Annotated in this window: 11 protein-coding genes and 1 tRNA gene; 9 read left to right on the plus strand and 3 right to left on the minus strand. The window is 57.4% G+C overall.

The genetic code is table 11. The features are described from left to right. Positions 1–4 precede the first annotated feature (4 nt). Entirely contained in the window at positions 5–958 is a 954-nt protein-coding gene (trxB, locus tag CLU92_RS01505) for a thioredoxin-disulfide reductase (protein ID WP_101480433.1), read from the minus strand. Between the two features lie 215 nt (positions 959–1,173). On the opposite strand from trxB, the gene CLU92_RS01510 reads away from it, so the two are divergent. The 5 genes from CLU92_RS01510 (at position 1,174) to CLU92_RS01530 (ending at position 7,312) form a co-directional block, all read left to right on the plus strand. Beyond that, positions 1,174–3,534, plus strand: a complete 2,361-nt coding sequence (locus tag CLU92_RS01510; RefSeq protein ID WP_101480434.1) for a DNA translocase FtsK — start codon at positions 1,174–1,176, stop codon at positions 3,532–3,534. 5 nt (positions 3,535–3,539) lie between these two features. Further along, positions 3,540–4,196 (plus strand): outer membrane lipoprotein chaperone LolA, encoded by a 657-nt coding sequence (gene lolA / locus CLU92_RS01515; protein WP_101480435.1) that lies wholly within the window; start codon positions 3,540–3,542, stop codon positions 4,194–4,196. 72 nt (positions 4,197–4,268) lie between these two features. Further along, entirely contained in the window at positions 4,269–5,573 is a 1,305-nt protein-coding gene (locus tag CLU92_RS01520; protein WP_101484440.1) for a replication-associated recombination protein A, read from the plus strand. A 212-nt stretch (positions 5,574–5,785) separates the two neighbouring features. Then, a complete protein-coding gene (locus CLU92_RS01525; protein ID WP_101480436.1) occupies positions 5,786–6,445 on the plus strand; it encodes a PIN domain-containing protein in 660 nt (219 codons plus the stop codon). An 18-nt stretch (positions 6,446–6,463) separates the two neighbouring features. Further along, positions 6,464–7,312 carry an abortive infection family protein gene (locus tag CLU92_RS01530; protein WP_101480437.1) on the plus strand — a complete coding sequence of 283 codons (849 nt, stop codon included), beginning with the start codon at positions 6,464–6,466 and terminating at the stop codon, positions 7,310–7,312. A gap of 168 nt (positions 7,313–7,480) precedes the next feature. Here CLU92_RS01530 and CLU92_RS01535 read toward each other — a convergent pair whose 3' ends face one another. Together CLU92_RS01535 and CLU92_RS01540 are read right to left on the minus strand one after the other, a co-directional pair. After that, positions 7,481–8,224 (minus strand): NAD(P)-dependent oxidoreductase, encoded by a 744-nt coding sequence (locus CLU92_RS01535; protein ID WP_101480438.1) that lies wholly within the window; start codon positions 8,222–8,224, stop codon positions 7,481–7,483. Further along, complete coding sequence (locus CLU92_RS01540) at positions 8,221–8,511, minus strand: DUF2917 domain-containing protein (RefSeq protein WP_180338399.1); 291 nt, start codon at positions 8,509–8,511, stop codon at positions 8,221–8,223. Before CLU92_RS01540 ends, CLU92_RS01535 begins: the two co-directional genes overlap by 4 nt. 180 nt (positions 8,512–8,691) lie before the next feature. Here CLU92_RS01540 and CLU92_RS01545 point away from each other — a divergent pair, with 180 nt between their 5' ends. The 4 genes from CLU92_RS01545 to CLU92_RS01560 all read left to right on the plus strand — a co-directional run bounded on the left by CLU92_RS01545 (position 8,692) and on the right by CLU92_RS01560 (position 12,104). Further along, positions 8,692–10,113 (plus strand): PLP-dependent aminotransferase family protein, encoded by a 1,422-nt coding sequence (locus CLU92_RS01545; protein WP_101484441.1) that lies wholly within the window; start codon positions 8,692–8,694, stop codon positions 10,111–10,113. Positions 10,114–10,262: 149 nt separating this feature from the next. Continuing rightward, positions 10,263–10,466: a hypothetical protein gene (locus CLU92_RS01550; protein WP_101480440.1), complete on the plus strand. Its 204-nt coding sequence runs from the start codon at positions 10,263–10,265 to the stop codon at positions 10,464–10,466. A gap of 147 nt (positions 10,467–10,613) precedes the next feature. Continuing rightward, positions 10,614–11,903: a serine--tRNA ligase gene (serS, locus tag CLU92_RS01555; protein WP_101480441.1), complete on the plus strand. Its 1,290-nt coding sequence runs from the start codon at positions 10,614–10,616 to the stop codon at positions 11,901–11,903. Positions 11,904–12,014: 111 nt separating this feature from the next. Continuing rightward, positions 12,015–12,104, plus strand: a tRNA-Ser gene (locus CLU92_RS01560). Positions 12,105–12,236: the final 132 nt, after the last annotated feature.

Raw genomic sequence — 12,236 nt, forward strand, 5'->3', positions numbered from 1 at the left:
ACGCTTACTCCTGGCCTTCCAGGTAGCGCTGGGCATCCAGTGCTGCCATGCAACCCGTGCCGGCGCTGGTGATGGCCTGGCGGTAAATATGGTCTTGCACGTCGCCTGCGGCAAACACGCCCGGCGCGCTGGTGGCGGTGGCCATGCCTTCCAGGCCCGTCTTGGTCTTGATGTAGCCGTTGTGCATCTCCAGCTGGCCTTCGAAGATGCCCGTGTTCGGCTTGTGGCCGATGGCGATGAATACGCCGTGCACGCTCAACGCTTCGACCTTGCCATCGATGGTCGATTTGATGTTCAGGCCCGTTACGCCGCCTTCGTTGCCCGTCACTTCGTCCAGAGTGTGGTTATATTTCAACACAATCTTGCCTTCGGCAACCTTGGCGTTCAGGCGGTCGATCAAAATCGCTTCCGCGCGGAACTTGTCACGGCGGTGGATCAGGGTGACTTTATTGGCGATATTCGACAGGTACAGCGCTTCTTCGACGGCCGTGTTGCCGCCGCCGACGACAGCCACTTCCTGGTTGCGGTAGAAGAAACCATCGCAGGTGGCGCAGGCGGACACGCCCTTGCCCATGAATTGCGCTTCCGATGGCAGGCCCAGGTATTGCGCGGACGCGCCCGTGGCGATGATCAGTGTGTCGCACGTGTATTCGTGGCTGTCGCCCTTCAGGCGGATCGGCTTTTCGTTGAGGAAGGTGGTGTGGATGTGGTCAAACACGATTTCCGTATTGAAACGCTCGGCATGCTGCAGCAAGCGCTGCATCAGGTCCGGGCCTTGCACGCCCATCGGGTCGCCTGGCCAGTTTTCCACGTCCGTGGTGGTCATCAACTGGCCGCCCTGTTCCACACCGGTGACCAGCATTGGGTTCAGGTTGGCGCGGGCGGCGTAGACGGCAGCGCTGTAGCCGGCTGGGCCGGAGCCGAGGATCAAAACGCGGGCGTGTTTGGTAGTGGTCATGGGAAGCTTCTCTATGAGTGGGGTCTATCCGAATTGGGGGCATACGCGCGAAGAACAAGGGCGTATTGCGCTTGCGCAAGCAATCCACGATTATAGACCAAGCCGCCTGTAGCGACGAATCGTGGGGCCGTCCGGGGCATATATGGCTTAGAATACTTCCTTATTATGGGAAATTCCCTTTCAGAAACATTTATCACCTTGCAGCGCTTCCCAGAATGACTAAACCAGCCCAGGCCAATCAAAATAGCTACACCCGTAAACCGGTCGAACGCCGGCCTCTGCCGAACCGGCTGGTACGGCTGCTGTCCGAGGCGCGCTGGTTCGCGCTGGCCGCGTTTGCCCTGTACTTTGTGCTGATACTGGCCAGCTTCCACAAGCTTGACCCGGGCTGGTCGCATGCGACCTCCGTCGACAAGGTGGCCAACCTGGGCGGCAAGCTGGGTGCGACCTTCTCCGATCTGTTGCTGTATATCTTCGGCTTTTCCGCCTGGTGGTGGTGCGTGTGGCTGCTGCGCACGGTGTGGAATGGCTATCGCCGCCTGAGCAAGCGCTTCCTGCTGGAAGAGGAAGAGGTGGAGCGCGAGCACCATGTCGAGATGCTGATCCGCATCGTCGGCTTCTCCATCATGCTGATCGGCAGCATGGGCCTGGAATACCTGCGCATGGCGAAGAGCCTGCACGTGCAGCTGCCGCGCGAGCCGGGCGGCGTGCTGGGCCAGCTGGTGGGCCACTCGGCCCACGTGGCGTTTGGTTTCACGGGCGCCACCTTGTTGCTGCTGCTGCTGTTTGGCCTGGGGTTCAGCCTGTTCTTCCATGTGTCCTGGTTGCAAGTAGCCGAGCGCATCGGCGGCACCATCGAAGACGCCTTCAACTGGTTCGTGCTGCGCTACCAGGACCGCGAAGACCGCCGCCAGGGCGAAGTGGCTGCCGTGCGCCGCGACGAAGTGGTGGTCATCGAGCGGGCCAAGCACGTGGAAAAGCACGTGGCCGCGCCGCCCGTGAAGATCGAGCCGCAAGTCGTTACCGTGGTGAAATCGGAGCGCGTGGAAAAAGAGCGCCAGGCGCATCTGTTTGAAACCCCCGGCGATGGCAAGCTGCCGCCGCTGTCCCTGCTTGACGAGGCGCCGCCCGTGGTGGAAACGGTGTCCGTGGAAACGCTGGAATTTACGAGCCGCCTGATTGAAAAGAAATTGTCGGACTTTGGCGTGGATGCCAAGGTAGTGGCCGCTTACCCCGGCCCCGTGGTGACGCGCTATGAAATCGAGCCGGCCACTGGCGTGAAGGGTAGCCAGATCGTGGGCCTGGCGCGCGACCTCGCCCGTTCGCTGTCGCTGACCTCGATCCGCGTTGTGGAAACCATTCCCGGCAAGAATTACATGGCGTTGGAATTGCCGAACAGCAAGCGCCAGATCGTGCGCCTGACGGAAATCCTCGGCTCCAAGGTCTACAACGATGGCGTGTCCAGCCTGACGATTGCGCTGGGCAAGGATATCGCCGGCAAGCCCGTCGTGGCGGACCTGGCCAAGATGCCCCACTTGCTGGTGGCCGGCACGACCGGTTCCGGTAAATCCGTGGGCATCAATGCGACGATCCTGTCGCTGCTGTATAAATCCGACCCGCTCGACGTGCGCCTGATCCTGATCGATCCGAAGATGCTGGAAATGTCCGTCTACGAAGGCATCCCGCATTTGCTGGCGCCCGTGGTCACCGACATGCGCCAGGCCGGCCACGCGCTGAACTGGGCCGTGAACGAGATGGAACGCCGCTACAAGCTGATGAGCAAGATGGGCGTGCGTAACCTGGCCGGCTACAACGCGAAGATTGCCGATGCGAAAAAGCGCGAAGAACATATCCCCAATCCGTTCAGCCTGACGCCGGATTCGCCGGAACCGCTGGATAAACTGCCAACCATCGTCATCATCATCGACGAGTTGGCCGATTTGATGATGGTGGTGGGCAAAAAAGTCGAGGAATTGATCGCGCGTATCGCGCAAAAGGCGCGTGCCGCCGGCTTGCACTTGATTCTGGCCACGCAGCGCCCATCTGTAGACGTGATCACGGGCTTGATCAAGGCCAACATTCCTACGCGTATCGCCTTCCAGGTATCGTCGAAGATCGACTCGCGCACCATTCTCGACCAGATGGGCGCGGAAACCCTGCTGGGCATGGGCGACATGCTGTACATGCCGCCCGGCACCGGTTTGCCGATGCGCGTGCACGGTGCGTTTGTGTCTGATGAAGAAGTGCACAGGGTCGTCAGCCATTTGAAGCTGCAGGGCGAACCGAATTACATCGAGGGCATCCTCGAAGGCGGCACCCTGGAAGGCGATGGCGCCGAAGGCGGCGCGCCGGGCGAGGGCGGCGGCGAGGCCGATGCCCTGTACGACCAGGCGGTGGCGGTGGTGCTGAAAAACCGCCGCGCGTCGATTTCGCTGGTGCAGCGTCATTTGCGCATCGGCTACAACCGCGCCGCCCGTCTGCTCGAGCAGATGGAGCAGAGCGGGGTAGTATCAACCATGCAATCCAATGGCAACCGGGAAATCCTGGTGCCGGCGGCAAGTAGCGAACAAGGGTAAATAGAATGAAAAGCAATACTTTCGCAACAAAAATGATGATAGGCGCGGCCAGCGTCGCCTGCAGCCTGCTGTTCGCGGCCAGCGCCTCGGCCAGTGCATTGGAACAGTTCAAAAGCTTTGCCGCCGGCACCAAGTCGGCCAAGGGCGAGTTCGTGCAGCGCCAGGTCAAGAAGGCGGACGCCAGCGGCAAGGCGAAAGTGTCGACCCCGGCCAGCGGCACATTCGAGTTTGCCCGTCCAGGCAAGTTCATCTGGACCTATCTGAAACCGTACGAGCAGCTGCTGCAAGCCGATGGCGACAAGTTGTATATCTACGACAAGGATTTGAGCCAGGTGACGGTCAAGAAACTGGGCGACGCGCTCGGTTCCTCTCCGGCGGCCATCTTGTTTGGCAGCAACGACCTGGAAAAGAATTTCACCCTGGCCGAAGCGGGTACGCGCGACGGCCTGGAATGGCTGAAAGCGACGCCGAAGGCCAAGGATACGACGTTTGATGAAATCACCATCGGCCTGCGCAATGGCGTGCCCGAAGCGATGGAATTGCGTGACTCGTTCGGCCAGACCTCGGTGCTGGCGTTCAAGAATTTCCAGAAGAATCCAGCGCTATCTGTCAATCACTTTAAATTTGTCATGCCCAAGGGTGCGGATGTGATTAATAATTAACGTCATTCGCGCTTCATTATCGACCGGCCTCGCAGCGATGCGGGGCTTTTGCTTTTCTTACTGGACATTGTCATGGCGGATCTGTTTTCGCAAAAGCCCGTGGCGCCGCTCGCAGAAGCGTTGCGCCCCAAGACCCTCGATGAGGTTGTTGGCCAGTCACATTTGCTGGGGGAAGGCAAGCCTTTAAGGCTTGCCTTCCAGTCGGGCCAGCCGCACTCCATGATTTTTTGGGGACCTCCGGGTGTTGGTAAAACCACTCTGGCGCGCCTGACTGCGTCGGCCTTCAAGTGCGAGTTCATTGCCCTCTCTGCCGTCTTCTCTGGCGTAAAGGATATTCGTGCCTCAATGGAGCAGGCTGAGCAGAATTTGGCTCTGGGTAAGCACACGATCTTGTTTGTGGACGAAATTCACAGGTTCAACAAGTCTCAACAGGATGCTCTTCTACCCTATGCGGAAAGCGGCTTGGTGACCTTCATTGGAGCTACAACCGAGAACCCTTCTTTTGAGGTGAATTCCGCCTTGTTGTCACGTGCTCAGGTCTATGTCCTGAAATCGCTGACAGAGGAAGAACTCAAGCTGTTATTGACACGTGTTCAAGAGGAAGGCGTTCTTGGCGCTCTCAAGTTTGAAGACCAGGCTGTCGATACTATTATTGGCTATGCAGACGGTGACGCCCGGAGATTCTTGAATCTTCTGGAGCAGGCCAATACAGCGGCCAAGACCTCTGGTATCACGCTTATCACCGCTGACTTTCTTCAAAACGCGCTGACCTTGAATAGTCGGCGGTTTGACAAAGGCGGGGATAATTTCTATGACCAGATTTCGGCCCTGCACAAATCTGTTCGCGGCTCCAATCCTGATGCGGCCCTTTACTGGCTAACGAGAATGTTGGACGGTGGTGCTGATCCTCGTTATTTGTCCCGGCGCATTGTTCGCATGGCATGGGAAGATATTGGTCTTGCCGATCCAAGGGCCATGCAGATTGCCAACGATGCAGCGTTGACGTATGAGCGCCTTGGCAGTCCGGAGGGTGAATTGGCCTTAGGCCAAGCGGTAATCTATCTGGCTGTTGCTGCTAAAAGCAATGCGGGCTACAACGCATATAACCAGGCCAGGGCATTTGTGAAGAAAGACAAAAGCCGTGAAGTACCCGTTCATTTGCGTAATGCTCCGACCAAGCTCATGAAAGAACTTGGCTATGGGCATGAATACCGATATGCTCATGATGAACCCAATGCTTATGCTGCTGGTGAAACCTATCTTCCTGACGGTATTGGTGATCCAGGGTGGTACCAACCCGTACCAAGGGGGTTAGAGATCAAAATTGGTGAAAAGCTTGCTGTGCTCAGGAAGTGGGATAAAGAAGCGAGCAAGTAGGGATTTTCCAAGCACGAAACTGGTCATTGTTACCATTACATGATAGCGTTTGATAACAATGAAGTAGATGGTGCATATACGAGGAGTGAGTTGCTGAGGCTAATCAAAAAACTTTAATTTCCATGCTGTTAATTAGATAATTGTAAAATTACATATCGGGGAAAAGTTACTTTTGGCAATATTATCATTAACTCCCTTTTAGCTAATTGAACATGAAAAAGCTCTTACTTGTTGATCTGGAAAACAAGCACAAGGTTGATTTGTCTACCCTCGATGAGAGCTTCCGAGCCATCATCTTCGTCGGCGCCAATCAGAACCCTCCAAAAGCTGCCAGGAAGCCAGCAACGGCTCACAGGTTCAGCCGTGTGGACTTCCTGAAAATATCAGGTAGCGGCAAGAATGCCTTGGACTTCCATATAGCTTTTGAATTAGGTAGGACGTTTGAAACAGCTCCTGATACCCAATGCTTCGTACTCAGTGGCGATAAGGGTTTTGATCCGCTTCTGAACCACTTGAACATCAACGGCATGAGTTGCAAACGGGTGGAGAGCATTGCAGAGCTCGTGAGCACCAACATGGCGCCGGCCACGGTGCATGACCAAGTTGTCTGTCCTCATTGCAAGAAGGCCAGTACGATTGAGCACCACGGTGGTCATTGGTGTAGCAACTGCGGCAGGTTTGCTACACCACCCGATCCGAAGCTGTTGCCGTCTCATCAGGCGGGCTACACAGAGCCGAAACGATTTAAGTATGAAGATACCCATGCTTCCCATGAGTGTGGCTGGTGCAACCAGCATACCGATATGACTGGAGGGATTTATGACGATGGCGAATGGATGTGTGGGAACTGTATAGCTCGTTATGCGACATAAATTACAGTTTGGTGATAAATGAAATTGTCGGATTTTTCAGCCCAAAGGATTGCTGAGTTCATTGCCGGTGATCTCAGCGGCTGGCCCTACAGAAGTGGGCCGAAGCTCGTTGCCTTTTTCAATAAAATGGGCTTCAGAGATGTCTATCAGCAAGGGTTTCCTAGTAGATCTGCTTTTTCCAAAGAAAAAGTAGCTGAACTTAATGGGAAACCTAAACTGAAGGACGTCATAAGAGAGATGCTTGATCCGAGACTGTGGATTGAGCTTGCTGCGAACGGACATGTTGTTGAAGCATGTGCGATCCAGCTAAACGAGATATTACGCTATGACGGCTATGAAGCTATCCGTGATGGAAATTTCTATAAGGTTCGTGAATTAGCTGGTGGGATCATTGAAGTAGAAAATCGCTTTGAAGAGTCGCAAGAACTCGGTGAGCTCCTAATTGAAGAGCAGATTCAAAAGTGTCGAGAAAAAATTGATGTGGGTGATTATTCAGGTGCAATCACCAATGCTAGAAGCTTGATAGAGGCAGTATACGTCAAAATTGAGGCTGAGCTCGATCCCTCACAATCGGTAGGAAACGACGGTGATTTAGTGAAAATGTTCAACCGAACTCGTAAGCTACTTCAGTTAGATCCCAGTAGGCAAGACATTTCCGACTCACTCAAGCAGGTTTTAACTGGGCTAAGTAATATCATCAATGGTTTGGCGGCAATGCGAAATAAAATGTCCGATGCTCATGGCGTTACCTATAAGCCTAGTCGACATCATGCCAAACTTGCGGTTAATTCGGCCAAAACATTAGCTGATTTCCTCTTCGATTCTATGAGCTATCAAATCGGAAAAGGAAGCCTAACAAAGAAATAAAGAGCACCTTCGGGTGCTTTTTTGTACCCGGCACTTCAGCACCGCAAGTGCTTTTCCTATATGGATAAAAATTTTGAGGAAGTACATGAAGCTCAACATCGATCTTAGCACATGCCTTTATGAATCATAAAACATCAGCAATTGCTTTTGGCGGGGCAAGGGCTGAGGCTACAAACCCAGCAATGTAAAACCGTCATCCTGCGGCGCGTAGCCCACCAGCTGGCGCGTCGCCGTAATCGACAACCGTTTATAGCGGTTCTCCGATACCCCATGCACGACGTGGTAGCCGGCCGGCACCTGTGCACTCACGCAGCGGGCCAGCAGCTGTACTACGTCGCGTTCGCTGATAAAGGCGGCGATGTCGCGCGCGCTGTGCTGTTGACCTGGCGCAAAGTGGGCCACGTTGGCGATGCGCACGGCTATCGTCGTCATGCCATGCTGTTGCGCGAACGCGCAAGCCACGCCTTCGCCGAAGGCCTTGCTGGCGCCATACATGTTGGCTGGCCGGGCCGGCATGTTTTCCTGCACCTGCATATCCAGCGGATAGCCTTCCACGGCTTGCGCGCTGCTGGCAAACACCACTCTTTTCACTCCCTGCGCCTGTGCCGCGCGGAAGATGTTGTGCGTGCCGATGATGTTCGGCTGCAGCAATTGCGCATCGAAGTCGGCGCTGGCGTGCGGCACGCCGGCCAAGTGCAGTACCACGTCGACGTCCGCGCAGGCAGCCAGGCAGGCGGCGTAGTCGGCCACATCGAGCCGAGTGGAGGGGCAGGGCGCTTCAGCCAATCCCTCAGGGTGCAGGTCGGCCAGGCGCAGGGAGAATTCCCCGTGCCGGCGCTTCCAGAAAGCGGTGCCGATGATGCCGGCCGCGCCCGTGACGAGGACGCGTAATGGTGTGGCTGCTAGAGTCATGTATTCCTTGTATTCAGTGTGTGAGGCAGTGCCAGGTTCAGCCAGCGCAGCAGGGCGGGACGGGGTGCGGCTGTCCCATGCACGCGGATGTGGCCGCTACCCACGGCTTCGACCAGCACCAGGCCGTCATTCGGTATCGTGTAGCGTTCGCCGCTTCGCAGCACACAATCCTCGAACTGGGCATAGGCCGTAATCCAGGCCGTGCCGGACAGGCATTCGATGACCTTGGTGCGCGCTTTTTCCAGGCGTAAAGGTCGTTCGCTGCGTAATTCGTGGTCGGTATGCATGGCATCGCTCCTGTTGTGCTGACAGGAACAGCTTAGGCGCTTGCCTTGAACCATGACAGATGCAGGAAAACGAAATTGTAATGATCACAGTGACCTTTGCCGTACACTGTGCTTGTCAAAAAATTGGGCAACTGTATCTGTGCGGGCCGCGCGCGGCAGCCGCATACTGAAGGGATGAACATGAGCGCGCATTTGAATCTGTACGAGCACCTGGCCAACGAGCTGGGCGCCCTGATCGACTCGCGCGTGTTCGCGCCCGGCGACCGGCTGCCGTCGATCCGCCACCTGGCGCAGCAAAAGCGCATCTCCGTGAGCACGGTGATGCAAGCCTTGCGCCTGATGGAAGACCGGGGGCAAGTCGATGCGCGGCCCCAGTCCGGCTATTTCGTGCGCCACCGCGCGCCGCGCCGGCCCTGCAGCGCGGACGCCCAGCACTTGAAGGAACCGGCCTTTGTCGGCATCAATAATCTCTTGATGCGCGTGCTGAAGGACAACGAAACGGCGAATATCGTGCAGCTGGGCACGGCCTGGCCGCCCGACGAAATCCTGCCCGTCAAGCGCATGCAGCGCACCATCAGCGCGGTGGCTCGGCGCGAACCCGCTTTATTGAGCAAGGTTAGTTGCTACGACGTCAGCGAAGGCAATTTCTTGCGCCAGGTCACGCGCCGGGCGCTGGACTGGGGCAAGCTGGACCCGCACGAGATCGTCGTGACGAATTCCTGCACGGAAGCGATCAGCCTGTGCCTGCGCGCCGTGGCCAAACCGGGCGACACCATCGCCATCGAGTCTGCCACGTATTTCGTGCTGCTGCAGATGATAGAAAGCCTGGGCATGAAGGCGCTGGAAATTCCCACCGACCCGAAGACAGGACCGTCGCTCGATGCGCTGGAGCTGGCCTTGCGCGCCGGCCTCGTGCAAGCCTGCCTGTTCGTGCCGAATGCGAATAACCCCCTCGGTTGCGTCATGCCGGAAGCAAACAAGAAGCGCCTGGCCAGTCTGCTGTCGGAGTTCAATATTCCGCTGGTGGAAGACGATGTGTATGGCGACCTGTGCTTTGCGCCGCAGCGTCCGTGGCCCGTGAAAGCCTATGATACGAGCGGCAACGTCTTATTGTGCTCCTCGTTTTCCAAGGCCATCACGCCCGCCTCGCGCGTGGGCTACGTGCTGGCAGGGCGCTTCGCGCAGGAAGTGGCCCTGCTGAAAACCGTGTCGAGCGGCGCCACCAGCCATTTCTTCCAGGCCGTGCTGGCCGATTTTTTGGAGGGCAGCAGCTACGACCAGCAGCTGCGCAAGATGCGGCGCACCCTGGTGCAGCGCATCGCCTGCATGTCCGACGCCGTGGCGGCCCACTTTCCGGCGGACTGCATGCTGTCCGAGCCGCAGGGCGGCTTCGTGCTGTGGGTGCAGATGCCGCCGCAAGTCGATGCGCTGGCCCTGCATGGCCAGGCCATCGCGGACGGCGTGGCGTATATGCCGGGCCAGTTGTTCTCGGCTTCGGGCAAGTTCAGTAATTACCTGCGCCTCAATTGCGGCAATGCCTGGACGCCGCGCATCGAGCAGGCGATCGGCCGTTTGGGCCGCCTCGTCAAGGACGCCTTGTAACTATTCTTTGCGCTTCAGTCCCCGTTTTTCACCGTTCGCTCCCTGTTTTTTGCTGCTGGTCGCAAGCCGGTGGCGTTGTTTGTCGCGGTTGGCTAAAGTACCACCATACCAGCAGCAGTCAACGACGCAAACTAACCAGGAGTCACATCATGCACGCACTGAAAAACATGGAAATCACCTTTGTCGCCGCCGCCATCATCGCCATCGGCGCCAGCTTCGCCACCGCCGGTGCGAATACCGTGGAAGTGAGCGCCAATAACACCGTGATCGCCCAGGCTGCCGACAGCACGATGCCCGTCGTCACCGTCAGCGCCCGCCGCCTCACCGCTGCCGAAAAAGCCGCCTTTATTTGAGCCGCAACCTGAGCACCAGCCGTAAAGCGGGCGCGAGTGCCCAGCCATGCCGCCATGACGATGGTTGGCCATGTGCAAAACTCATAAAGAACTGAACGGGTCTTGGTACAATGAGTGCTTTCGATACATCGGCACCGCCATCCACCCATGATAGATATCCAACTTCTCCGTAAAGACATCGCCACCGTCGCAGAACGCCTGGCGACGCGCAAATTCCAGCTCGACGTGGCAGGTTTCAATGCCCTCGAAGCCGAACGCAAGGCGATCCAGACGCGCACCGAAGAGCTGCAGGGCAAGCGCAACGCGCTGTCCAAGCAAATCGGCATGTTGAAAGGCAAGGGGGAAGATACCTCGGCCGTGATGGCGCAAGTGGCCGGCCTGGGCGATGAGCTGAAAGCCGATGAGGCGGCCCTGACCCTGGTGCAAGCCAAGCTGAGCGATTTCATCATGGCCGTGCCGAATTTGCCGCACGAATCGTCGCCAGTCGGTACGGACGAGTCGGGCAACGTGGAAGTGCGCAAGGTCGGCACGCCACGCGCCTTCGATTTTGAAGTCAAGGATCACGTCGACGTGGGTGCCCCCCTGGGTCTGGATTTCGAAGTGGCGACCAAGCTGACCGGTTCGCGTTTCTCCGTCATGAAGGGCGGCATCGCCCGTTTGCACCGCGCGCTGGCGCAATTCATGCTCAACACGCACGTGGACGAGCATGGCTACACGGAATGCTATACCCCGTACATGGTCAACGCCGATTCGCTGCGCGGCACGGGCCAGTTGCCGAAATTCGAAGCCGATCTGTTCTCGGTGAAAAAGGGCGGCGCGGAAGGCGAGGGCGAGACCTTCTACCTGATCCCCACGTCGGAAGTGTCGCTTACCAACATCGCGCGTGATGAAATCCTGGCGCTCGATCAATTGCCCCTGAAAATGACGGCCCACACGCCATGCTTCCGTTCGGAAGCGGGCAGCTATGGCCGCGACACGCGCGGCATGATCCGCCAGCATCAGTTCGACAAGGTGGAAATGGTGCAAGTGGTGCACCCGGACACGTCGTACCAGGTGCTCGATGAAATGGTCGGCCATGCGGAAGCGATTTTGCAACGCCTGGGCCTGCCATACCGCGTGATGTCGCTGTGCACGGGCGACATGGGCTTTGGCGCCACCAAGACCTTCGACCTGGAAGTGTGGCTGCCGGCGCAAAACACCTACCGCGAGATTTCGTCCCTGTCGAACTGCGAAGCCTTCCAGGCCCGCCGCATGCAGGCGCGTTTCCGCAACGCTGCCGGCAAGCCGGAACTGGCGCACACCCTGAACGGCTCCGGCCTGGCAGTGGGCCGCACCCTGGTCGCCGTGCTGGAAAATTACCAGCAGGCGGACGGCAGTGTCGAGATCCCAGCAGTGCTGCGCCCGTACATGGGCGGCCTGACGCATCTGAAGGCGTAAAAGGTTTGCGCAGACTGTGCAATGGAAGGCTGAAAATAGTCCTTCCATTTTTTCAAGCGGCTGCTATAATCTTGCCTTCCCGCAGCAATGCGGGAAAAGACCGCAGTAAATGGAGAGGTGGCAGAGTGGTCGAATGTACTTGACTCGAAATCAAGCGTACGTTAAATCGTACCGTGGGTTCGAATCCCACCCTCTCCGCCAGAACAAATAAAAAGAGCTCCCGTAAGGGAGCTTTTTTTATTTGTTCTGGCGGAGAGGAGTACGCCCCCTGCGGGGCGTACGCGTGGGATTCGAAGCTCCGCGCATATGTGCGCGGAGCTCTCCGAATCGTCC

Source organism: Janthinobacterium sp. 61 (assembly GCF_002846335.1).
GTDB lineage: Bacteria > Pseudomonadota > Gammaproteobacteria > Burkholderiales > Burkholderiaceae_D > Janthinobacterium.

Bases quoted from the DNA above. Each gene is read 5' to 3' on its own strand.
- CLU92_RS01535 (WP_101480438.1), bottom strand. From the start codon at position 8,224: ATGACTCTAGCAGCCACACCATTACGCGTCCTCGTCACGGGCGCGGCC.
- serS (WP_101480441.1), top strand. From the start codon at position 10,614: ATGATAGATATCCAACTTCTCCGTAAAGACATCGCCACCGTCGCAGAA.
- CLU92_RS01545 (WP_101484441.1), top strand. From the start codon at position 8,692: ATGAGCGCGCATTTGAATCTGTACGAGCACCTGGCCAACGAGCTGGGC.
- CLU92_RS01510 (WP_101480434.1), top strand. From the start codon at position 1,174: ATGACTAAACCAGCCCAGGCCAATCAAAATAGCTACACCCGTAAACCG.
- trxB (WP_101480433.1), bottom strand. From the start codon at position 958: ATGACCACTACCAAACACGCCCGCGTTTTGATCCTCGGCTCCGGCCCA.
- CLU92_RS01530 (WP_101480437.1), top strand. From the start codon at position 6,464: ATGAAATTGTCGGATTTTTCAGCCCAAAGGATTGCTGAGTTCATTGCC.
- CLU92_RS01525 (WP_101480436.1), top strand. From the start codon at position 5,786: ATGAAAAAGCTCTTACTTGTTGATCTGGAAAACAAGCACAAGGTTGAT.
- lolA (WP_101480435.1), top strand. From the start codon at position 3,540: ATGAAAAGCAATACTTTCGCAACAAAAATGATGATAGGCGCGGCCAGC.
- CLU92_RS01550 (WP_101480440.1), top strand. From the start codon at position 10,263: ATGCACGCACTGAAAAACATGGAAATCACCTTTGTCGCCGCCGCCATC.
- CLU92_RS01540 (WP_180338399.1), bottom strand. From the start codon at position 8,511: ATGCATACCGACCACGAATTACGCAGCGAACGACCTTTACGCCTGGAA.
- CLU92_RS01520 (WP_101484440.1), top strand. From the start codon at position 4,269: ATGGCGGATCTGTTTTCGCAAAAGCCCGTGGCGCCGCTCGCAGAAGCG.